19 protein-coding genes are annotated in these 23,966 nt (G+C 46.7%); 15 read left to right on the forward strand and 4 right to left on the reverse strand.

Annotation, left to right across the window (positions count from 1 at the left end; all coding sequences use genetic code 11):
* Positions 1–12: 12 nt before the first annotated feature.
* On the reverse strand, positions 13–570 hold the full coding sequence (locus AC1XTG_RS18765) for a hypothetical protein (RefSeq protein WP_056285069.1): 558 nt from the start codon (positions 568–570) through the stop codon (positions 13–15).
* Between the two features lie 49 nt (positions 571–619).
* Between AC1XTG_RS18765 and AC1XTG_RS18770 the strand changes: the two genes are divergently transcribed.
* From AC1XTG_RS18770 to gloA2, 5 genes are all read left to right on the forward strand, one after another.
* Positions 620–1,675, forward strand: coding sequence for an acyl transferase (locus tag AC1XTG_RS18770; protein WP_484843005.1), 1,056 nt, complete (start codon positions 620–622; stop codon positions 1,673–1,675).
* A gap of 233 nt (positions 1,676–1,908) precedes the next feature.
* Positions 1,909–2,532: a gluconate 2-dehydrogenase subunit 3 family protein gene (locus AC1XTG_RS18775; protein WP_484843006.1), complete on the forward strand. Its 624-nt coding sequence runs from the start codon at positions 1,909–1,911 to the stop codon at positions 2,530–2,532.
* Positions 2,533–2,595: 63 nt separating this feature from the next.
* Positions 2,596–4,314: a GMC oxidoreductase gene (locus AC1XTG_RS18780; protein WP_484843007.1), complete on the forward strand. Its 1,719-nt coding sequence runs from the start codon at positions 2,596–2,598 to the stop codon at positions 4,312–4,314.
* An 83-nt stretch (positions 4,315–4,397) separates the two neighbouring features.
* Positions 4,398–5,588 (forward strand): acyltransferase family protein, encoded by a 1,191-nt coding sequence (locus AC1XTG_RS18785; RefSeq protein ID WP_484843008.1) that lies wholly within the window; start codon positions 4,398–4,400, stop codon positions 5,586–5,588.
* Positions 5,589–5,624: 36 nt separating this feature from the next.
* Positions 5,625–6,014, forward strand: coding sequence for an SMU1112c/YaeR family gloxylase I-like metalloprotein (gloA2, locus tag AC1XTG_RS18790; RefSeq protein ID WP_484843009.1), 390 nt, complete (start codon positions 5,625–5,627; stop codon positions 6,012–6,014).
* 2 nt (positions 6,015–6,016) lie between these two features.
* On the opposite strand, the gene AC1XTG_RS18795 is transcribed toward gloA2, so the two are convergent.
* Positions 6,017–6,505, reverse strand: coding sequence for a hypothetical protein (locus AC1XTG_RS18795; RefSeq protein ID WP_056286453.1), 489 nt, complete (start codon positions 6,503–6,505; stop codon positions 6,017–6,019).
* A 346-nt stretch (positions 6,506–6,851) separates the two neighbouring features.
* Here AC1XTG_RS18795 and AC1XTG_RS18800 point away from each other — a divergent pair, with 346 nt between their 5' ends.
* The 4 genes from AC1XTG_RS18800 to AC1XTG_RS18815 all read left to right on the forward strand — a co-directional run bounded on the left by AC1XTG_RS18800 (position 6,852) and on the right by AC1XTG_RS18815 (position 13,300).
* Positions 6,852–9,143 (forward strand): peptidylprolyl isomerase, encoded by a 2,292-nt coding sequence (locus AC1XTG_RS18800; protein WP_484843010.1) that lies wholly within the window; start codon positions 6,852–6,854, stop codon positions 9,141–9,143.
* A 78-nt stretch (positions 9,144–9,221) separates the two neighbouring features.
* On the forward strand, positions 9,222–10,589 hold the full coding sequence (locus AC1XTG_RS18805) for a peptidylprolyl isomerase (protein ID WP_056286456.1): 1,368 nt from the start codon (positions 9,222–9,224) through the stop codon (positions 10,587–10,589).
* 54 nt (positions 10,590–10,643) lie between these two features.
* Positions 10,644–11,606 carry an AAA family ATPase gene (locus AC1XTG_RS18810; protein WP_484843011.1) on the forward strand — a complete coding sequence of 321 codons (963 nt, stop codon included), beginning with the start codon at positions 10,644–10,646 and terminating at the stop codon, positions 11,604–11,606.
* A gap of 98 nt (positions 11,607–11,704) precedes the next feature.
* Positions 11,705–13,300, forward strand: a complete 1,596-nt coding sequence (locus AC1XTG_RS18815; RefSeq protein ID WP_484843012.1) for an aldehyde dehydrogenase (NADP(+)) — start codon at positions 11,705–11,707, stop codon at positions 13,298–13,300.
* On the opposite strand, the gene truA is transcribed toward AC1XTG_RS18815, so the two are convergent.
* On the reverse strand, positions 13,293–14,045 hold the full coding sequence (gene truA, locus AC1XTG_RS18820; protein WP_056285089.1) for a tRNA pseudouridine(38-40) synthase TruA: 753 nt from the start codon (positions 14,043–14,045) through the stop codon (positions 13,293–13,295). The genes AC1XTG_RS18815 and truA overlap by 8 nt on opposite strands.
* A gap of 105 nt (positions 14,046–14,150) precedes the next feature.
* Here truA and AC1XTG_RS18825 point away from each other — a divergent pair, with 105 nt between their 5' ends.
* From AC1XTG_RS18825 to AC1XTG_RS18850, 6 genes are all read left to right on the forward strand, one after another.
* On the forward strand, positions 14,151–15,824 hold the full coding sequence (locus AC1XTG_RS18825) for a glutamine--tRNA ligase/YqeY domain fusion protein (RefSeq protein WP_484843013.1): 1,674 nt from the start codon (positions 14,151–14,153) through the stop codon (positions 15,822–15,824).
* A gap of 571 nt (positions 15,825–16,395) precedes the next feature.
* Entirely contained in the window at positions 16,396–16,920 is a 525-nt protein-coding gene (locus tag AC1XTG_RS18830; RefSeq protein ID WP_031526668.1) for a ferritin, read from the forward strand.
* 137 nt (positions 16,921–17,057) lie between these two features.
* On the forward strand, positions 17,058–19,295 hold the full coding sequence (locus AC1XTG_RS18835) for an FUSC family protein (RefSeq protein ID WP_484843014.1): 2,238 nt from the start codon (positions 17,058–17,060) through the stop codon (positions 19,293–19,295).
* Positions 19,295–19,495 carry a YwbE family protein gene (locus AC1XTG_RS18840; protein WP_484843015.1) on the forward strand — a complete coding sequence of 67 codons (201 nt, stop codon included), beginning with the start codon at positions 19,295–19,297 and terminating at the stop codon, positions 19,493–19,495. Before AC1XTG_RS18835 ends, AC1XTG_RS18840 begins: the two co-directional genes overlap by 1 nt.
* 13 nt (positions 19,496–19,508) lie before the next feature.
* Positions 19,509–20,585, forward strand: a complete 1,077-nt coding sequence (locus AC1XTG_RS18845) for an NADH:flavin oxidoreductase/NADH oxidase (protein WP_484843016.1) — start codon at positions 19,509–19,511, stop codon at positions 20,583–20,585.
* A 62-nt stretch (positions 20,586–20,647) separates the two neighbouring features.
* A complete protein-coding gene (locus AC1XTG_RS18850; RefSeq protein WP_484843017.1) occupies positions 20,648–21,529 on the forward strand; it encodes a DMT family transporter in 882 nt (293 codons plus the stop codon).
* Positions 21,530–21,532: 3 nt separating this feature from the next.
* Here AC1XTG_RS18850 and AC1XTG_RS18855 read toward each other — a convergent pair whose 3' ends face one another.
* A complete protein-coding gene (locus AC1XTG_RS18855) occupies positions 21,533–23,914 on the reverse strand; it encodes a PAS domain-containing sensor histidine kinase (RefSeq protein WP_484843018.1) in 2,382 nt (793 codons plus the stop codon).
* Between the last annotated feature and the right edge of the window lie 52 nt (positions 23,915–23,966).

The raw sequence follows: 23,966 nt of genomic DNA on the forward strand, positions 1-23,966 counted from the left end.
TCTTTTAAAATCTCAGAGGTAAACTGGCACGGTAACTGCGTCCTCCGGCTTAATTTCAAGCTGGTTACTGATGTGAAAAGCACGGTCAATGATCCTCACTTTAAACCGCACTTTCGTAGGTACTGCACTTCCAAGGTAACGGAATGGGATTTTCAGGTCCAGCTTGCCTTTAATCGGGCCCGGCTTTCCGTCCGGTTTCAGCAGCGGGAAAAATTTGAAACTATCTCCCTCCATAATTCGCTCCGACCAGCTGCTGTCTTTGTTCTGAACCATGGTTACGAGCTCATAATTGGCAGGTACTCCCCAGCCTGGTACTTTCTCATAAGCCGAAGTAAAATCAGGCTTCTGCACATCGTCAGAGGATGCACCTAAATCGCCGTCGCCGTCTTCAAAGTCGAGGGTAACGGTGACCACCTCTGTTTTCTGTTCCCGACCGGACACTGTATCGATCTGAATGTCCTGCGTAATTCCATTGAAATATATAACCGGGGTATCGCCAAAATCAGGTATGTCCACGCAGCCGGCAGACCAGACAGCAAGAAAGAGGAACAGGGAAACTTTCAGTTTCATATTACTTCTATTTTTAACTTTGTACTTGTATCCTACGAAAGTAACAGTATTGAAAATTCAAAACAATAAAACGGTTACCGAAATCAGGCTGGGTTTGAGGCAGCAGGTACTGCATTTAAACCCCTCAGATTTTGAGCAAGTTGCATTGCAGGTATTTCGTTACCAGGCACTTCACAATCCTGTTTACAGCCAGTATGTCAAGCTTCTTAACGTTCATATTGACGAGGTAAGCAAGCTGACTCAGATCCCGTTCCTGCCCATTCAGTTTTTTAAGACACATATTGTCCGCACAGGGTTGGTATCCAAAGCGAATATTACATTCCGAAGCAGCGGTACCACCGGGCAGGAAACCAGCCGCCATGATTTGTACGACGAGCAGCTCTATAAAGATGTTTCCGAACAGATATTTCAGGATAATTATGGTGACCTGAACCAGTTCCATATCCTCGCCCTGCTACCATCATACCTTGAACGAAACAACTCTTCGCTCGTGTATATGATGCAACATTTTATTGAGAAAAGCGGCTCACCCTATTCCGGATTTTACCTGAACAATACAGCAGAAATGCTGCAAGTACTTCACAGTCTGATCAATAACCCGGATAAAAAACGTATTCTTCTGCTCGGCGTAACATTCGCGTTACTGGATCTTGCGGAGAGTAACAACGACCTTCAATTTATTGGAAAAAGCGGTAAGGTAACTGTTATGGACACAGGCGGAATGAAAGGGCGCCGGCGTGAAATGCTGAGGGAAGAAGTGCACGATGTACTTAAACGCGGGTTCGGCGTCGACAACATTCATTCTGAATATGGCATGACCGAGCTGCTTTCCCAGGGATATTCCAGCGGCAACGGATCCTTTGTGCCTGGTCGCACGATGCGCATTCTGCTCCGGGATATCAACGATCCTTTTGCCATTTATGATCACAATGTCGGTATCTCAAAGACAAGCGGGATCAATGTGATTGACCTTGCCAACCTGGATACCTGTTCGTTCATTGAAACGCAGGATTTAGGTCGGTTTGAGGAGATTGCGGGCAGGTTCAATGTCATGGGCCGGTTTGACAATTCTGATATCCGCGGCTGCAATTTAATGGTACTTTAAACCGTTTTTATCACGCATTTGACCACTCCGGCTCTTCACCAGGAAGTTTAATTGTTTTTTAATCGCGCTAAAAACAGTGTAAATCAGTATTCTACCAGCCTGTTCTGCAATATAGAATTGTTCTAACAAGCTTGATTTTAGAATATTCCTTAAATTAGTCGAATTGTTTAAAATTGCATTAATCAAATGTATTATTACATTTTGGATTGTTAACTCACATTTAAGTAAATCAAATGAATAGACGTGATGCCCTTGGCCGGGTGGCGCTGCTGATGGGTGGAACACTCTCGGCTCCTACCCTGATCGCTTTTCTAGAAGGATGTAAATCGGCCAACGAAACTTCTTCTGCACTTACGTTCCCGTTTTCCCCCGAAAGGCAGGCACTTGTGTCTGAGGTAGCTGAAATAATCATTCCAAAAACCGATACTCCCGGTGCGAAGGATGCGAAAGTGGGTGAATTCATCGAAAAAATGCTGAAAGATTGCTACGCTACAAATGATCAGGAGAGCTTCAATAAAGGTCTTGAACAATTAGAGAAGAAAGACTTCATGAAAGCTTCGCCGCAAGAGCAAACGGCAATCCTGACTGAAATGGAGAAGTCTGCAAAAGAAGAACTCGCTGCTGCCGACAAGAAAGCGGACGAAAGAACTCCGGAAGAAAAGAAAAAATATACGGAAGCAGGCAAAGAGTATAGTGACGCAGGTGTACCGTTTTTCCGGCTTATGAAAGAACTTACCTTGCTGGGCTACTTCACATCTGAGCCAGGCGCAACAATGGCGCTGGAATATGTGGCAGTTCCGGGAAGATATGACGGCTGCATTGACCTGAAACCGGGACAGAAGAACTGGGCAATGTAAGCCACAAGGAAATCGAATACAGGCATGCGTGCCTTTTCCAAAATTGTTATTGACATATTCACTATGAATCTAAACTTAAAAGCAACAAAGCAGGCCACATACGATGCAATTGTGGTAGGCTCGGGAATAAGCGGCGGATGGGCAGCAAAGGAACTGACAGAAAAAGGATTGAAGGTTTTGATGCTGGAAAGAGGCCGGGATATCAAGCATATTACTGATTATAAAACAGCTACTCTTGCTCCCTGGGAACTGGAACACCGCGGCAGGGTAACTACCGTAGCAAAAGAAGAATACTGGGCCGGAATGCGGACAGGCTACACAGCCAACGAAGAGCACCGGTACCTGTTTGAAAACGATAAGGAAAACCCTTACGAAGAAACACGCAAGTTCGACTGGATCCGTGCGTACCACGTGGGAGGCCGCTCGCTGTTGTGGGGACGCCAGAGCTACCGCCTTAATCCAATGGACTTCGAGGCAAATGCAAAAGATGGAATTTCGGTTGACTGGCCGATCCGCTATTCGGATATAGCGCCCTGGTATGATTACGTAGAGAAATTTGCGGGTATCAGCGGTTCGCGTGATGGACTGGATGTATTGCCGGATGGTAACTTCCTGCCGCCGATGCAAATGAACTGCGTTGAGAAACACGTAAAAGGTGAAGTGGAGAAGAAATTTGCGGGACGTCATATTATTATGGGACGCGCCGCGCACCTTACCCAGCCTCAGAGTTTCCACACGGAGCTCGGCCGGGCTGCCTGCCAGTTCCGGAATATGTGTATGCGTGGCTGTCCATACGGAGCCTATTTCAGTACACAATCAGCAACTTTACCTGCTGCGCAAAAAACAGGTAACCTGACGCTGGTACCTGACTCCATTGTTTCAGAAGTGATCTTCGATGACAAGGTGGGCAAAGTGACAGGCGTGAGGGTAATCAACCAGAACACGCTCGAAACAAAAGAATACTTCGCCAAGATCATCTTCCTGAATGCATCTGCGATTGCTTCCGCGTCCATTTTGATGAACTCAAAATCAAAACGCTTCCCGAATGGACTTGGGAATGAAAGCGACCAGTTGGGCCGGAATATAATGGACCACCACCTAGCTGTTGGAGCGCGTGGCGATATGCCGGGCTTTGAAGACAAATATTACTTTGGCCGCCGTGCAAACGGGATTTACATTCCACGTTACCGGAACTGGGGCGATGACAAACGTGACTATATCAGAGGCTTTGGCTACCAGGGAGGCGCAAGCCGCGAAAGCTGGGGACGCGGGGTTAATACCGACGGATTCGGGGCTGACTTTAAAAAGCAATTGTCAGAGCCAGGTGCGTGGAGCATGAACCTGGGCGGGTTCGGTGAAATGATACCGAATGAGAAAAACAGGTTTACATTGCACCCGACCAAGAAAGATAAATGGGGACTTCCTGTCGTGGTATTCGATGCAGCATACGGAGAAAACGAATCCAAAATGCGCAAAGATATGATGAACGACGCTGCCGAAATGCTGGAAGCAGCTGGCTTGAAGAACGTTGTTCCTTATAACGACGAATCGAAACACCCTGGAATCGGTATTCACGAAATGGGAACTGCGAGAATGGGTAACGATCCGAAAACCTCAGTACTTAACAAGCACAACCAGATATGGGGTGCAGAAAATGTATATGTTACTGACGGCGCGTTTATGACATCTGCATCTTGCGTGAACCCGTCGCTTACTTATATGGCGATGACCGCGAGAGCTGCCGATCATGCAGTAAAGGAGTTGAAGAAAATGAATGTATAGCAAGTAGTTTCTTGTTGCGAAAACCCCGCCAGGTAAATCCAGCGGGGTTTTTTCTTTATATACCAACCCTAACCCCCGATCCCTTGAAAGATTCTGCAATTGCACCAGTACAGCGGGTTTCGTCTGTTGACGCCTACCGTGGCTTTGTTATGTTCCTGATGATGGCCGAAGTGCTGCGACTGGAACAGATCTCGGAAGCATTTCCCGATAGCGGCTTCTGGTCTTTCCTCGCATTTCACCAGAGTCACGTTCCCTGGGTGGGATGTTCTTTGCATGATTTAATCCAGCCCTCCTTTTCATTCCTGGTGGGTGTGGCACTACCCTACTCGATCGCAAGCCGCGCGAGCAGGGAGCAAAGCACTTCGGTCATGTGGTACCACACCATTCGCCGCTCGCTGATCCTGATCTTGTTGGGAATATTTCTGCGTTCGATGCATGCCCAGCAGACCAATTTCACTTTTGAAGATACACTTACCCAGATCGGTCTTGGCTATCCTTTCCTTTTCGCACTCGCATTCACCACGGAACGCATTCAATGGACTGCCTTGGGTGCGGTCCTGTTTTTATACTTTCTCGCTTTTGCATTGTATCCCGTACCCGGACCTGGTTTCGACTGGGCTGAAACAGGTACCACTGCCGATTGGGAGCATAATCTGAGAGGCTTCGCAGCGCACTGGAACAAAAACACCAATTTTGCCTGGGACTTCGACCGCTGGTTTATGAACCTCTTCCCACGTGAAAAAGCATTCCGGTACAATGGAGGCGGATATAGTACTTTAAGCTTTATCCCTACGCTTGGAACGATGATCCTGGGTTTAATCGCGGGTAAATGGCTTAAAACGGCCGCTTCTCCAAGCTGGTTTATCAAACGATGCATTACAGGAGGCATTATCCTGCTCGTCCTCGCATTAATCCTGAACTTTGGCGGCATTAACCCGATCGTGAAAAGGATCTGGACACCTTCGTGGACTTTGTTCAGCGGCGGCTGGTGCTTTCTGCTGCTTGCGGCATTCTATTATATTGTAGATGTGAAAACGAACAGTTCCAAATTCCTGTTTTTACTCGTAATCGGAACAAACTCTATCGCAGCTTACATTCTTGCGCATACCATCGACAGTTTTATAGATCAATCTTTCCGGATCCACATCAGCCCACACTATGACCTGATTTTTGGAGAAGGATTAAGGTCGTTGGTGAGTGGCACTGTAATCCTGTTTTTCGAATGGTGGATTTTGTACTGGATGTACAAGAAGAAGCTATTCATTAAGATTTAATGTTTGTAATATTTGCATCTACATTAACCTACCATTATGCTCCAATTACAGGGAATACACCATATCGCTATTATCTGCTCAGATTATGAGCGGTCAAAGCAATTTTATACGGAAATTCTGGGATTTAAAATTGACCGTGAGGTGCTGCGGGCCGAGCGGAAGTCTTATAAGTTTGATCTTTCCCTTAATGGTCTGTATTGCATTGAGCTCTTTTCCTTTCCCGATCCTCCCAAACGCCCGTCCCGGCCGGAGTCGACCGGATTGAGGCATATCGCATTTAAAGTAGATAACGTAGAAGCCGCAATAGGAGAATTGAATGCGAAAGGGATTTTTCCTGAGCCGGTAAGAACGGATGAATTTACCGGCAGGAAGTTTACATTTTTTGCAGATCCGGACGATCTGCCGATAGAACTGTATGAAGCCTGAAATCAGGCAGCGGCTGTATAAGATACCGGCTTTCTGCTGGTACCGCTTCCTTCCAGTTTACACAAAACCTCGTAAAACTCGGAGATCCTGCTCAGGTGCTCGTCTAAAACCTGCACAGCTTCTGCTTCACGATCGAGGTGTGAGCGGAGCGACTTATACAATTGCAAAGTAGCAGATTCTATCTTTTTCAGGCAGCTGGCTACTTCGCAGGGCGCTTTTGCGTTTTCCAGCGATTGCAGCGAAGCCAGAGAGGCGATTTGGTTGGTATCGCCCAATTCTTTGTCTGTCAGGAAGCATTTGAAATAATCGTAAATGGCCCGGATTTCCTTCTGAAAGAGTACAGCACTCACGTGCCCCTGGCTCAGCAGCTTACGGAAATTCCCCATGCTGTCTTTTTTCAAAGCTTCCAAGTAAAGCAGTTCTCTGTTCTTTTGTTCATTCCATAATGCCCTGATTATTGGAACGAAGTTATTGTCCCCAACATTCTCCATAACGCCCTGTAATTTGACCATGCCCGAATTGCAAAAAATGTATGCCTGAAAACGTTTGCAAATGGGTTTATGCAGTTATACAAACAACAATTCCGGCCTAAGTGCAAAATGCCCGATAAATAAACTTTTTTAATAATTCAGGTACACCTGTGAAGTAAGTAACCTGGGGTGAATTTGCCATATCACAATAAGTCAGCTGTGGAAATCAAATGGAACAAATCACATCGGTTGCGGCGATAATTTTGTCAAGAACTGAAAGCGTCTAACTTTGCCGGCTTTACAATATTTGAATACGAATCAGGTTAAATAAAGCAGCAACATCCGCGAGATTACGAATCGACAACATATGCTTAGAGCAACTTCCTATATTACTATAACGTCCCTTTTTACAATACTTTCCTGTAAAACCTCCACCCCTCCGCAACAAACAACAGTTCGGGAGCAACCATTGCTGAAAATAGGAGAAGAACAATTTTCACTTGCCGAATACCAGGATGCATATAACAAGAACCTGTACGCTTCCGACTCGACCAAAGAGCTAAGCCCGAAAGAATACCTTGCCCTTTACACGGATGCCAAAATCAAGGTACTGGAAGCGAAGAAAGAAGGCCGGGATACGATCCAGGACTATAAAGAAGAAATTGCATCTTACCGTGACCAGCTTGCGAAGAACCACCTGGTTGATAAAGAACTGGTGGAAAAGCTGACTAACGAAGCTTATACACGTCTGAAACAGGAGCTCCGCGCTTCCCATATTTTGATTGGGGTTTCAGAAGATGCCGCTCCTGCCGATACGCTGGAAGCTTACCGCGCCGCCATTGCATTGAGGGGCCGCCTCGAAGAAGGTACCGACTTCGGAGATATGGCCGCCAAATTCTCAAAAGATCCGTCGGCGAAGAAAAACAAGGGAGACCTGGGCTACTTCACTGCATTTCAGACACTTTACCCGATTGAAACTGCTGCTTATAACCTTTCAGTTGGCCGCGTTTCTCAACCCGTGCGCACCAAAGCAGGTTACCACCTGATCAAGCTGACTGACAAACGCGCGAACCGAGGTATGATCCGGATCGCGCATATCATGACGCAGGCAGATACCACAGCCAGCGCGACGCAGAAGCAGTCGGCAAAAACGCGCATTGAAGAGGCTTACAAGCTATTGCAGGATGGTGAACAGTGGCAGGATGTGGTGGAAAGTTATTCGGACGACAAACAATCCAGAAAAAACAATGGGCTACTCCCAATGTTTGGGATTGGCGAAATGGTACCGGAGATTGAAGAAGCTGCATTTGCGCTCACCCGGCCAAATGATTATTCCAAACCGGTACAAACCATGTACGGCTGGCACATTATCAAACTGATCGAAAAAAGGCCGATCGAAACATTGGCGGTAATGGCACCTGCCCTCCGGAAAAAAGTGGTTACAGATTCACGCGGAAAGGTGATTGAAGCTGCAAATGCAAAGCGTCTAAGAGAAAAGTACGCGATCCAGGAATTTCCGGAACAATGGAAGGAAGTAGCCACTTTACAGGATAGCAGCATCCTTACGGGCAAATGGGACTACCTCAGGGCAGTGAGCAAGGATTGGTCAACCACTACTTTATTTAAAATAGAACAACAACCCTACGACGCACTTTCCTTCCTGGATTACATTAAAAAACGCCAGGTGCGCAAACCGAAAGACGCGTCTGTGGCTGTGGTGTTCAGAAGATATTACAACGATTACCTCTCTGAATGCCTGACTGAATATGAGAAAGCACATTTGGAAGAAACCAATCCCGAGTTCAGGAGCTTGATGAACGAGATCAGGGAAGGTGTGCTGCTTTCGCAAATGATGGAAGAGAATGTGTGGCAGCGGTCGCTTTCTGATTCAGTCGGCCAAATGCGGTTTTACGAACAGAATAAATCCCGCTATAACTATCCTGACCGTGCTCTGGCAACCATTATCGCAGCAAAAGACACGCAGACTGTCAATGCAATCCGCAGGACACTCGCCGTGAGTCCCTATAAGCTCGAAAGAAAATCGCGCGAGATACTATTCCAGGCTGGTTCTTCAACTATTGACGAACAAGAAACCGCTTCACTGGAAGAACTGGCAATCATTATGCAGAAAAATCCGGACTACGTAGTCGAAATCGCAGGTTACCGCTCATCAGAAGAGTCGGAAATGACATCTGCCGCCCGGATCAGAAATGTTATCAAGTATCTGAATTCACAAAACATCCCCATTCTGCGTATCATAGAAAAAGACTACGGGTCTTTCAGGCAATCTGCCGAAGCAGAACGGAACCGCAGGGTTGCATTTCAGTTTTACAGCCAGTCTGTGAAAGATGTGGAAAAAGTATATAATTCTGACACTCAGCCTGTCGTTAACATCGACGAAGGATATTTTACCCGTGACAACAAGCTTTTGACCAGGTTTAAATGGGAACCAGGCGAGCAGACAAAGCAGGAGGCAAATACAGTTACCTGGATCAATATCAGGAAAATCGAGCTGGCGAGGCCGAAAACATTTGCAGAAGCACGCGGAACTGTGATTAATGACTACCAGAAAGAGCTGGAAAAGCAATGGGTTTCAAGACTCCAGCAAGAGTTTCCGGTGAAAGTCAACGCAGAAGAATTAGATAAAATTAAGCGTTAAGCGTATTTTAGCATTTACAAAAACATATTACATTAAAAAACCCGCACGTATCCGACAGGAACAATTAAGCATATGAAAATAAATAGATTGATTGCCACTCAGCTGCTCATGGTTCTCGCGCTGTTTGTTAGTTTGAAAAGCAATGGGCAAGGTCAGCAGGGAGTGAGCCTCGATAAAATAATTGCGAGAGTGGACAACCACTACATTCTCAACTCAGAGCTGGAAGATATGTACAACCAGTACAAAGCCGAAGGGCGCACTGCCCCGGAGAAATGCCAGCTGCTCGAATCATTGATTATCAACAAAATGCTTCTTGCCAAAGCCGAGATTGACTCAGTACTGGTAGACGACAAAGAAGTAGACGGTGAACTGGATGCGAAAATGGGCTACATGATCCAGCGTTTCGGTTCGGAGAAAAATATCGTTGAAGCTTATGGAAAAAGCATTGATAACCTCAAAAATGAACTTCGTCAGCAGGTGAAGGAACAGAAGGTAGTTGAAAAAATGCAGCGCACGATTTCTGGTAATGTAAAAATTACGCCGAATGAAGTTCGCAAATTCTTCCATTCCATTCCAAAAGACAGCCTTCCTTATATTCCATCGGAGGTTGAGATCGGGCATATCGTGAAACTGGGAACGGTGACCCGCGAGCAAAAGGACAAACTGCGCCAGCAGCTGGTAGAACTGAAACAGAGAGCCGAAAAGGGCGAAGACTTTGCTACATTATCGCAGATCTATTCAGAAGATTTAGGATCGGCCAAAAACGGTGGTGATCTTGGTTTTGCCAAACGCGGTGCGATGGTACCTGAATTTGAAGGTGCGGCGCTGGCACTTAAACCAGGCGAAATGTCGGAGCCAATTGAATCCCAATACGGTTTCCACCTGATCAAAATGGTTGAGACCCGTGGTGCTGAATATCGCGCAAGACACATTTTGTTACGCCCTGATTACAACAAAGGAACAGATATGACACAGGCGGTACGCGCGCTTGACAGTCTTAGAAACCTGATCCAGATTGATACGTTGAAGTTTGCAAAAGCGGCGCTGGACAATTCAGATGATAAAATGACTGCTGAATCGGGCGGCTTGATCCAGGACAGAAATACAGGTTTGTCGAAACTGACTTTGGACGCTTCTATGGACCCTGCATTGTATTTCGCGATCGACACCATGACAGTGGGTGACCTGAGCAAGCCGGTTTCTTATCGTACCGAAGATGGCAGCAGCGCAATGCGCATTATCTGGTATAAGAGCAAGTCGGAGCCGCATACAGCTAACCTGCACGATGATTACGAAAAACTCGCGCAGATTGTGTTAAGCAACAAGCGGAACAATGCGCTTGAAGAATGGTTTAAGAAAGCGCAGGGCGATGTATTTATCAGCATTGAGCCCGAATATAAAAATTGTAAAGTGCTTGGTCTCGCGGCAAGCGGTGATGATATTTAGCGAAAGATCCGTTTCCATGCAGTTCAGAAGTTCAAAAATCTAATCCAGCATATTGTGAAGTATTCATCGGACGTAGAAGCTGCCGAAGCTATGAAAGTAGCTTATGATAAAATCAGGAGTGAGATTGGTAATGTAATTATCGGCCAGGATGAAGTGGTGAAAAGGCTTCTTACTGCCATTTTCTGCCAGGGACATTGTCTGCTGGTCGGAGTGCCGGGACTTGCAAAAACACTGTTGATACAAACCATCGCTTCTTCGCTCGACCTGAACTTCAACCGTATTCAGTTTACACCCGATTTAATGCCTTCGGATATTCTTGGATCCGAAACGCTGGACCAGAACAGAAATTTCAAATTCATCAAAGGGCCGGTTTTTGCCAACATTATTCTTGCGGATGAGATCAACCGGACACCGCCCAAAACGCAATCTGCATTGCTGGAAGCCATGCAGGAATACTCGGTAACGATCGCGGGTGTGAAGCATAACCTGGAAAGGCCATTTTTCGTATTGGCAACCCAGAACCCGATCGAGCAGGAAGGTACCTACCCGCTTCCCGAAGCGCAGCTTGACCGGTTTATGTTTATGATCCAGCTGGATTACCCCTCTTACGCGGAGGAGGTCAACATTGTAAAAAACACAACTACGGACAACAGATACCAGGTCAAAAAGGTAATTACAGCCGAAGAGATCATGGATTTTCAACACCTCGTCCGCCGTGTTCCTGTCACTGACCATGTAATTGAGTACGCAGTAAAGCTGGTGCACAAAACAAGACCTGCCGCCGGTTTGGCAGTAAAAGATACCAACGATTACCTCGAATGGGGCGCAGGACCGCGGGCCTCGCAGGCTCTGATCCTGGCGGCTAAATGCAATGCATTGTTATCGGGTAAATATTCGCCTGATATTGAGGATGTGAAAGCAGTTGCATTGCCGGTATTGCGTCACCGGATTATTCGTAATTTCAAAGCAGAAGCGGAGGGTATCTCAGTCGATGATATCATCGGCCGACTGGTGTAGCTTACTTATTTACGACATTTCGAAAATGTGCAGGTCTGAGATTTGCACATTTTTTCTGTTTTAAGGGTTTATCAATTTTCAATATTCTTATTTCAACAATGGATATTCAAGGTAAAAACTTCATAGGTTATACACTTTCAGCCGAAGGTGACCATACATTTCAATCATACATACCCGCAAGCGACTCATTCCTCGATGATCATTTTCATCGCGCCACTGAATTAGAAGTGGAGAGAACAATGGCGCTTGCCGAAAGTGCATTTGCTGAGTATGCCGCAGTACCGGCACAAAGCCGGGCCGCATTTCTGATCGCGATCACGGAAGAAATAACGGCGCTCGGCGACCAGTTGGTGGAACGTGCTCATCTGGAAACGGGCTTGCCAATAGCAAGACTTCAAGGTGAGCGGGCGCGTACGATCAACCAGCTGACCCAGTTTGCCGAGTTACTGCGCGAAGGTTCATGGGTGGAAGCCAGCATTGATACTGCATTGCCGGACAGGACGCCGGTACCGAAGCCGGATATGCGTAAAATGCTGGTACCAATCGGTCCCGTTGTTGTATTCGGGTCAAGTAACTTTCCTTTTGCGTATTCGGTAGCAGGTGTGGATGTTGGCCCCGCGCTGGCAGCAGGAAATCCGGTTATCCTGAAAGCGCACGCGGCACATCCGGGCGTAAGTGACCTGACGGCCCAGGCTATCATCTCAGCAGCACGCAAAACCAATATGCCGGAAGGTGTATTTTCAATGTTGTATGATGACGGATTTGAAGTCGGCGCTGCATTGGTTAAGCATCCTGTTACGCAGGCAGTCGGCTTTACAGGTTCTTTCAAAGGTGGAATGGCGCTGCACAAGCTAGCCCAGGAGCGGGAAGATCCTATTCCGGTTTATGCAGAAATGGGAAGTGTAAATCCGATTGCAATACTCCCGGGTTACCTGGAACACAATGCAACGGAGCTCGGGAAAACGCTGGCTGCATCTGTCAGTCTGGGTGCGGGGCAGTTTTGTACAAATCCCGGTCTGGTTTTCGTGACCAGCTCAGCCGGATTGGATGCATTCAGAGAGTCTTATAAAAGCGAGATCGCAAATACAACCTCAGCTACAATGCTGACAGCAGGAATTTACAAGAATTACAATAAGCTGCGTGAGGAGGTTTTTGAACAGGAAAATGTATCCAAACTGGTTGTTTCTGAAAATGTCAATGCGGCTGGCAACCAGGCACAAGCGACTATTGCTGAGGTTTCCGGCAGTGCATTCATCGCCAATCCAAAGCTACACGAAGAAGTTTTCGGACCGTTTTCCCTGCTTGTGATTTGTAAAGACACCGAAGAGCTGCTTGCTGCGATATCACACCTCAAAGGCCAGCTTACTGCCACTTTAATGGCGGATGAAACGGAGGCTGCCTCCTACCCTGCACTGGTCAGACAGCTGGCGAAGATTTCAGGAAGGTTCATTATGAATGGGGTACCAACCGGTGTGGAAGTTTGTCCGTCAATGCATCACGGCGGACCTTTTCCTGCTACTGTTGATTCGAAGTTCACATCAGTCGGTCGGCATTCCATTTTGCGGTTTGTACGTCCGCAGTCATTTCAGAACTGGCCAGACTCGCTTTTACCCGACGAACTTAAAAACAGTAACCCCCTGGGCATTCTGCGGCTGGTCAATAATATGCAGACCAAAGATCCGGTTGCTATCTGATTTGGAACAAACCTTCGGGGTAACCTACCCTGGTTAGAAACAATCCTTCTGCCGGAGCTTGTGCTCCGGCATTTTTACGGTTTTTAGACAAAATCACCGCTTCAAAATCCGCAACTGTTTTCTTTCCCTTACCCACTTCCAGCAAGGTTCCTACGACAGCACGTACCATTCCGCGCAAAAAGCGGTTGGCCTGAATATGAAAAACCAGCCTATCAGGTGCGACTATCCATTCAGCCTGCGTGATCGTGCAGCGAAAGTTATTCACATTGGTATGAACCTTGCTGAAACATTCAAAATCGTTGTGTTGCAGCAGCAATGCAGCGGCTTCATTCATCAGATCCACATTCAGGTCTGCTTTGAGAAGATAGGCCTGTCCGATCAGAAATGGGTTTTTGGAGCGGGAAATGCGGTATTCATATTTCCGGAAAGTGGCAGCAAAGCGTGAATTAAGCTCACTTTCAACTTCGTACACATTTTTTACAGCAATATCCCGCGGGATCAAACCATTCAGCTTATAGATAAAAAGATCGTGGTCGGGAATGGGATTATTTAAATCAAAATGGGCGAATTGTTGTTCTGCATGTACGCCGGTATCGGTGCGGCTGCTGCCTGTCAGTTCAACCGTTGTCCGGAACAACCTGGCCAGCGCTTCTTCCAGTACCTGCTGGACGCCAAGCGCGTTATTTTGCTTTTGCCAGCCATTATAGGCAGTTCCGAGGTAAGAAAATTCTAGAAAATAGCGCATGGTGCAAAAGTAAGCCAAAGGACAGAGATTTGCGATTTACAGCCTGAATTGCGGAATTTGTTAGGAAGAAGGTTAACTTTGAGAATTGGATAATTTCATTATTATATGATTACGGAAGAGAAAAAAGAAGAGAAAAACCTGAATTTCATTGAAGAGATTATTGAGGCGGATTTGCAGTCAGGAAAATATACTCAGATCATCACCCGTTTCCCCCCGGAACCAAATGGTTACCTGCACATTGGGCATGCATCCAGCATTTGTCTCAATTTCGGTTTGACCAACAAATTTCCGGGCTACACCAACCTGCGTTTTGACGATACCAATCCTGTAACAGAAGATACAGAGTACGTTGAGAGCATCAAGCGGGATATTCAATGGATGGGGTTCAAATGGGAACATGAACTTTATGCTTCCGATTATTTCGATACACTTTATGAATATGCCGTCAAGCTCATCAAAAAGGGGCTTGCTTATGTAGATGATTCTACTTCCGAGGAAATTGCGGCTCTGAAAGGTACACCCACGGAGCCTGGTAAGGACAGTGTGTTCCGTAGCCGCAGCGTGGAAGAGAATCTTGTACTTTTTGAACAAATGAAAAGTGGCGCATTCCCCGACGGAAGCCGGACGCTGCGCGCCAAAATTGATATGGCGCACATTAATATGTTAATGCGCGACCCGATTTTGTACCGGATCAAACATGCGAAACACCACCGGACCGGCGACAAATGGTGCATTTACCCGATGTACGATTTTGCCCACGGACAAAGTGATTCCATTGAAACCGTTACGCATTCTATTTGCACACTGGAATTTGTTCCTCACCGTGAACTTTACGACTGGCTGATCGCTCAGCTGGATATATACCCGTCGCACCAATACGAATTTGCGCGCCGGAACCTGAACTATACAGTAACCAGCAAGCGGAAATTACTGCAACTGGTGCGCGAGAATCATGTAAGCGGCTGGGACGATCCGCGTATGCCTACGATCAGCGGATTGCGCAGAAGAGGCTTTACCCCCGAAAGTATCCGGGATTTTTGTGACAGGATTGGAGTAGCGCGTCGCGAGAATATGATCGATGTGGGCCTGCTGGAATTCTGCGTGCGCGAAGACCTGAACAAGAAAGCATTGCGCCGAATGGTGGTACTGGATCCGTTGAAAGTGGTTATCACAAACTTCCCCGAGGGAGTGACAGAAATGTGCCACAGTGAGAATAATCCCGAAGATGTTACAACCGGATCACGTGAAGTTCCTTTTACCCGTGAGATCTACATTGAAAAGGAGGATTTCATGGAAAACCCGGGCAAGAAATACTTCCGTCTCGCGCCGGGCAAAATGGTCAGACTGAAAAGTGCTTACATTGTAGAATGTAATGATTTTGTCAAAAATGAAGCTGGCGAGATCACAGAAGTGCATTGCAGCTACATTGAAAACAGCAAGAGCGGACACGATACAACGGGAATCAATGTAAAAGGTACCCTGCACTGGGTTTCAGCGGAGCACGCGGTTCAAACTGAAATCAGGTTATATGACCGTCTGTTTTCGGTGGAGGATGTTTCAGCAGAAGAAGGCGATTTCAAAGATTACATTAATCCCAAATCGCTGGAAGTAATTACCGGATATGCAGAGCCTGCATTGCTGGAAGCGAAGGAAGATGAATCATTCCAGTTCCTGCGCAAAGGTTACTTCGTGAAAGATGCCGATAGTACTGAGTCAAAGCTGGTTTTCAACCGCACTGTTACATTGCGCGACAACTGGGCCAAGACCTCAGAGAAATAACATAAGGAAAATTGGGGGTATTTATTTAGATTACTTACAGATAATGTTGCTCGGGAAGATGTTTGACTTTATCTTTGCAGCACAATTTCACGAACCAATATTGTCTTGCTGTCAGTGAATACCCCCAATGAATTATTTAGTACCGCAAAAGGTTTTTGCGTACAATGCGACTTAACCTCCCGGATCCAGCTCCATTTCGGCGAAATCCAGGCTTCTTTTAAGCTTCGTGATTTCTTGGCTTTCCGTCGCTTTATAAACAGCATTGATATCAGAAGCAAACTGTTCGACCTCTCGGACGAATCTGACTACGAGTTCGTTGAGGCTCCTCAGCTGAACATTTACCACAAGCTTACACTTTGCGAATTGATCCAACTGAGGGAATTAGTCAACGGTACCCACTTTGCAATTGAGCTGAATTCTCTGCTCCACGAACTTCTTTTTTTAGAAACAGAATCAGTCTAAATAACTGATAACGATTGTCTTAGACCAATTCCAAATATCAATTTCAGTTTGGATTGATGAACTTTCGCATGATATTTGTACTTATAAAAACAAATAAGCAACAAGTACCATGAGAGATTTATTGAGACAACGGACTTCCCTTAAAGAGGAAATAGAGATATTATTAAATAACCAGGTTAAAATGGAAGCAGAGGCTTCTGCCAAATATCTGGCGATGGCTTCCTGGTGTGACCGCAATGGTTTTAAATACAGCGCGCAGTATTTCCTTAAACAGTCTGACGAGGAAAGAGGACATATGCTGAAAATCTTCAACTATCTGATGACAGTTGGAGGAACCGCGATCTCTCCTGAAATCGGACCTGTAAAGCAAGAGTATCCTACATTCAGAAATGTATTTGAAACTGCATTACAAAGCGAAATTGCAGTAACGCAATCGATCAACCGCATTATCACTGCGACCCGCAAAGAAGAAGACTATGCTACTGAGAATTTCCTGCAGTGGTTTGTGAACGAGCAGGTTGAAGAAGAAGATAACGCACGTCGTGCGATCGAGCTTTTCGACGTGATCGGCGAGGAAGCAACAGGTTTATATGTGATCGACAAGGCGGTTTCAAAGATCGGCTCGCACGACTAAACATGGGATTACCGATACCAGGGCTGCTTCCAACGGAGGCAGCCTTTTGTTTTTTGTACCAACCCGAATTATGGTACACCTTTTGTTTCTTGTAAGATTAAAATAGTAGTATTGTAAAAGCTACAGCAGGCCAGTTCATGAATTACCTCGACGAATTTAAAAAGTTCATTTTCAGTCATTACCTGTCGACGGGAGTACGCCTTACGCTTGGAGCTATCGTTCCCAGCCTTATATTTCAACATTACGGCATTCTCAGCGAAATGATCGCTTTCCCGCTGGGTACACTCCTGATCGGGGGAACAGATAACCCGGGACCTTACCACCGCAGGAGAAATGCATTGCTGGTGGCCATTTTCAGCTGCTTTTTTGTGGCTTGCATTACGGGCTTTTTGAGAGAATTTCCCTTTATCATCTTCCTGGAAATCATCGTGTTCGGGATGTTTTTTTCGCTTGTCGGTGTATATGGAAACCGTGTCAACAGCATTGGACTGATCTCGTTACTCGTGTTCGTGTTCAATATTGATGACCACCTGAGCGGAGATATGGTACTCAGGACTGCGGCTATTTTCTGCGCCGGGGGAGTCTGGTACTTCGCGCTTTTCATGATCCTGCAAAAGCTGCTGCCCTATAAGCTCATTCAGCAGCTTTTGGGTGAAAACTTCATTGAACTTGGAAAACTGCTTTCCATTAAAGCCGATTACTATTTCGCCAATCCCGACTACGATGAGCTGTTTAACCGGATGATCCACCAGCAGGTTTTGTTACGGGAAAATCATGAGAATTTGAGAGAGATTTTGTTCAAAACGCGCGAGATCGTCACTGAGTCCACGAACAAGAGCCGGATCCTGATGCTGATGTTCCTCGATAGTATCGATCTTTTTGAGCGCATTCTGAATTCGCAGCAAAACTACGTCAATCTACACCGCGCATTTGACCACACCAAAGTTTTGAGACTTTTCGGTACCTATATAACCTGGCTCGCAGCTGAAATACAGACGATCGGCCTTGCTGTTCAAAGCGGGTTTGCCTCCACTCCACGTCACGATCTCGACGAGGCATTTAACAAATGCCAGAAAGCATTCGAGCGGATGCGCGAACATCAGATGAACCACGAGAACATGGAGGATTTTATCATGCTCCGCCAGATCCTGAACAGTTTGCAGGACGTAACCGAGCGCGTTAAGAAACTTCATCGTGCTACCACTTACGATGCAGCTGTGGGTGAAGGTTATAAACTGAATGTGGAAGGCGATAATTTTACTCCAAAACAGGAGTATCATCCCCGGATTTTGCTTGACAATTTGTCGCTAAAATCGAGCCACTTCCGGCACGCAGTACGCGTTACGTTAGGTTTGCTCCTGGGTTATATTACCTCGCTCTTCTTTGAGCTTGGTCATGGTTACTGGATTTTGCTGACCATTGTTGTGATCCTCAAACCTGCATTCAGTATCACCAAGAAGCGCAACATTCAGCGGATCGGAGGTACCTTGTTGGGCGTCGTCACAGGATTTTTGTCGCTGTACCTGATCAAAGACAACACAGCGCATTTCGTGATCATGATCATCGCGATGGTACTCGCTTACAGCTTTTTAAAAATCAACTATTTCATTGCTTCTACTTCAATCACGCTATATGTGATCCTGTCTTTCAATTTTCTGAACCCGAACCACATTCGTACCGTTCTCGAAGAGCGGGTTATTGATACGGTAATCGGGTCCGTGATCGCGTATTTGATTTCCTCTTATGTACTCCCGGTTTGGGAGCATTCGCAAATCAATCAGTATATCAAGGAGGCGTTGAATGCAAACAGGAAGTATTTTGATCTGGTAGCGGCGAAATTTACAGGTAAGCAGCTGGACATCAATGATCTGAAACTTAGCCGAAAAGACGCGATCATTGCGATGGCGAACCTGTCGGATAATTTCCAGAAAATGCTGTCGGAGCCGAAAAGGCAGCAACTGAAAATGGAAGAATACCACCAGTTTGTCGCGACGAGCCACATGCTGACTTCTTACATTGCTTCGCTGTCGACCTACGCGCAAATGCTGAATTACTCTGAATTCGCAACAGAATTTGAGTTGATGACGCGCCAGATCGACAGGCAGTTACAGGCCGCCGCCGATGTGATCGAGGGTAAGACAAGCAACAGTTTTGAGATAACGCGTGAATCGTTGCCCCAAAATCAAAAACTTGTGGAACTGCTTGCCAAGCGGAAGAAAGAGATTAAAGAGCTGGGAATTGAGAAGGCGGATCAGTCACCCGCACGAAAAATGCTGTCCGATCTGAAAACGATCAATGGATTATTTGAGCTGATCAGTACGATCACGATTGATGAAATAAAGATTTTGCAGAAAATAAAGGCGGCAAACGCATAATGGAAACACTCACAGGAACAAAAAGGGAGAATATAAAACCTGGTATCCCGGTTGCGATCGTCTTGAAAAAAGACCAGAGAAGCGGCACATTAACCCACGGGATTGTCAAGGATATTCTAACCAAAGCACCGGTACATACGCACGGAATTAAAGTGCGCCTGGAAAGCGGCGAAGTAGGCCGCGTCAAAATCATTCAATAAACAATAAAATTTCATGTCTTCACTTCTTTTCACTCCGCTTAAACTAAAAAGCATAGAACTAAGAAACCGCATTGTGGTTTCGCCCATGTGCCAATATTCATCCGTAGATGGTTTTGCAAATGACTGGCACCTCGTGCATCTCGGCAGCCGCGCAGTTGGTGGCGCTGCCCTGTTAATAGCCGAGGCAACGGCAGTCTCTCCGGAAGGCCGCATTTCTCCCGAGGATTTGGGTATATGGAAAGACGAACACATCGAAAAGCTGAAACAGATCACCGATTTCATTGCCGGACAAGGCGCAGTCGCCGGGATACAGCTGGCCCACGCAGGTCGCAAAGCGAGCACTTACCCTGCCTGGAAAGGCCGGGGACAAGTTCCGCTGGATCAGGGTGGCTGGAAAACACTTGCCCCCTCTCCCATTCCATTCCACCACAGCGAAGACACGCCGCTGGAACTTGATCAGGCGGGCATTGAAAAGGTAGTTGCTGATTTTGCAGCAGCTGCGCAACGTTCATTGCAAGCTGGTTTCAAGGTTATAGAAATCCACGCGGCGCACGGGTACCTCATTCACCAGTTTTTATCCCCGCTCAGCAACACGCGGACGGATAACTACGGCGGCAGCTTTGAAAACCGCATTCGCATTTTACTGGAAGTGGTAGACGCCATTCAAAACGTCTGGCCCGCAGAACTTCCCGTGTTTGTACGTATTTCGGCCACTGACTGGGTGGAGAATGGATGGAACGAAGAAGAGTCGACGAAACTTGCTCAAATCCTGACCGATAAAGGGATATCGTTAATTGACGTTTCCTCCGGCGGCCTTGCTTCTAATGCAAAAATCCCTGTCGGACCTTCGTACCAGGTTCCGTTTTCTGCCAAAATCAAAAAAGAAACAACAGCTCTCACTGGTGCAGTGGGTTTGATCACCGAGGCGCAACAGGCGGAAGATATTCTAAAAAACAAAGAAGCCGATCTGATCGTAATGGCGCGTGAGTTGCTTCGCGACCCGTATTTTGCATTGCATGCCGCACATGAACTGGGCGACGATGTTGCCTGGCCGATCCAATATGACCGTTCAAAGCCAGCTGCGAACTAAGCTGGCGGTAAGCAGCTGCCAAATAGGTAACGAAGCTTATATTTGCCTGAAAATACCGATTTATGCTAAATCCCCGTACCGCACTTATTATTGGGCTAGTTAGCATCAGCATTTTTCCTGTTCTGGTTAAATGGGCTCCGGTTTCGGGGATTACGTCGGCATTCTACCGGATGTTCTTCGGCTTCGTCCTGATCCTGCCTTATGTTTTTTTGACAAAGAAATTCCGCTGGCCTGATCGGGATCAATGGATCCCGATCATCCTTTGCGGTCTGATCTTCGCGTCAGACATTGCTGTCTGGAATTTGTCAATTACACTCTCCAATGTAACCCAGGCAACATTGCTGGCCAACCTGTCACCGGTATGGGTGGGCCTTGGCTCATTCCTCTTTTTGCCTGATAAGCCCAAATCTGCTTTTTGGACAGGTACATTGGTGGCGCTTGCGGGCATTGTTGTACTGATCGGGTTCGAGCAATTTACCAGCTTTCAACTCGATGCAGGTTTCTGGCTGGCGATGTTCTCCGGCTTGCTATATGCCACTTACATACTGGTCAGCAAAGCGGTGCTCGGGAAAGTGGATATTGTGAGTTTTATGACGATCAATATGGCAGTATCGAGCATTTACCTGCTGCTGATTTGCCTTGTATTTCAACAACCAATCGGGGGATTTGACACAACTGTCTGGGGTGTATTCGTTGTTCAGGGTTTGATTTGCCAGTTGGTAGGCTGGCTGGCACTGAATTATGCAGTCAAGAAAATGGATGCAAAAAAGGTTTCCCTAAGCCTTTTAAGCCAGGCAGTAGTGAGCGGATTCTTCGCCTGGATTTTCATTGGAGAACAAATCACATTGCAAATGATCCTGGGCGGATTGATCATTCTCGCCGGAATAGCAATTACCTACCGTACCAAAAAACGCCCGGAAGTAAGTAACGAATTGAAAATGTAAGAGTTATCTGCTCCTCGATTCGGGCAGATAAATAATGAAGGTAGAGCCTTCTCCCGGCGTACCTACCGCGTCGATAAAGCCCTGGTGGTTTTCAACAATCTTTTTACAGATCGCAAGCCCGATTCCCGTTCCTTCATAGGCGCTCCTGTTGTGCAGCCTCTGAAATACCTGAAAAATGCGTTCTTTAAACTGCTGATCAAAACCGATCCCATTGTCGGTGAAAGATATAAACCTGTAAGTTACAGCCGGATCAGCCCCAGCTATCGGTACCATGCTCCCGGTTATTGTACCGGATTTTATATTAACAACCGGATTTTCCCCCGGCCGCACGAACTTCAATGCGTTGGCAATAATATTCGTAAAAAGCTGCTCAAACTGGTAAACGATCACCTCGCAGGAAGGTAGCACATCGCTGAAAATCTGCGCGTGGCGGCTATTGATCTGGTCACTAAGCTGCTCCTTTACATTCTTCAAAATCAGGTTCAGATCTGTGTATTCAAAATGCTTTTCAACGGCATTGGCTCGCGAAAACGCAAGTAAGTCAATGATCAGCTGCTGCATCCGTGTTGACGAAGCCTGCATTCTGTCGAAATAATCACGACCACGTTCCGAGAGGTTATTGTACTCGGTTTCGAGAATACGCGTCGCGAATGTCTGTATTTTACGAAGTGGTTCCTGCAAATCGTGGCTGGCCACATAGGCAAATTGCGCCAGCTCCATATTGGTGCGCACCAGCTCATTATTCGCCACTGTCAGCTCGCGTGTACGCATTTGCACCTTGCTTTCCAGCTGATCAATGAACAGCTTACTTTCGTGAATATCAGTGCTGGTACCGACCCACATCAGGATACTTCCATCCGGATTCCGTTGCGGAATAGCGCGGCTCAGGTTCCACCTGTACTCGCCGTCTGCCCTTCTCAGCCGATGTTCAAAAACGAAATCCTTACCCGTCTGAACAGACAACTCCCATAGTCTTCGGTTTTCATTTACATCGTCGGGATGCACAATATTGGACCAAAGATCTCCGTAAATGCGACCGTCCCGAGCGCCGGCGTAATCGTAAACTGATTTGTTAAGATAGTTAATGTATCCTTCCGAGTCGGCAGTCCAAACCAGCTGCGGCATGGAGTCTGCAAGCGTCCTGAATTTGCCTTCGCTTGCCTTCAATGCAAGTTCCGACTCTTTTCTATCGGTTATATCCATCATGGTTCCCAGCATTCTGTGCGGAACATGATTGTCCTTGTACAATATCTTGCCTTGTGTCCGGATCCAGTGAATGGATTTATCAGGATGGATTACCCTCGCTTCGTAGTAATAGCTTCCCGTTTCCAGCGCAGCTTCAAATGCCTTTTCAACGATCGCCTTCCGGTCCTCGGGGTGTATATGGTCGCGCAATGCAGCGTGAGTGAGCACAGCCGATTCATCATATCCGAAAATCGTTGCTAACCTACCTGAATAGATGATTTCATAGGTTTGCAGGTTCAAATCCCAGGTTGCAAGCTTGGTACCGTCTGTCGCAAGTGAGAGCCTGTCCGCTGCTTCGGCAATCTGCTGACGGAATTTCACCTTTTCAGTAACGTCATTGACCGAAACCATAATGCCCGACACCGTTCCGTCGAGCTCGTACATCGGCGCATACTGAAAATCGAGATAGAAGGTCTTCAAACCGTCAGGTCCGTCTACATAAGCCAGCGCTTCGTTTTCACGGTAAATTTGACCTGAACTGTATACGTGGTTAAGAATATTGACAAACTTCTGGTCTCTCAGCTCTGGAAAAACATCCAGCAGCTTCCGCCCCACTACCTCGCTTTCTTCCCGTCGCCAGAGATCTTTCAGCATTGTTTCATTGGCAATGCTGATCACAAAATCTTCACCTTTAAAAATGGCTTTTGCGAACTGGGATTGCGTAACCAGGTTCCTGAACAGGTTTTCGCTTCTTAACAGCGCCTGTTTGGACAAAACCTGCTGGGTAACCTCCGTTGCCACGACGATAATCCCGGAAGTTTCTCCCGTATCTTCAAAAAGGGGTTGATATACAAAGTTGAAGTAACATTGCTGCGGCTCACCGAACCTGCGGAGGGTAACTTCGAACTCGCTACCGTAAAAAGGCTGTCCTGTTTTAAGGACGTTGAGCAGGATCGGCTCTACATAGTCCCGCACTTCCGGCAATGCTTCAAAAAGCGGTTTTCCTACAAAAGCCACTTCCTCACGATCAACGATACTCAGGTAGGTATCATTGGCCATTTCCACAAAAAAGCTTTCTCCACGGAGGATAGCCATTCCCACGGGAGCCTGCTTCATCACGCTTCTGAATCTGCTTTCGCTGTCTGTCGGCTGCTTAGTTATAAACTCCGGATTTTGAGGAGATGCGCCTGGTTCGTTCACTTGTTCGTAGGGAGTTGTACTTTACAAAAGTAAACAGTGAACAAAAGGAAGG

This window comes from Dyadobacter sp. HNCC25DJ183 (assembly GCF_056895175.1).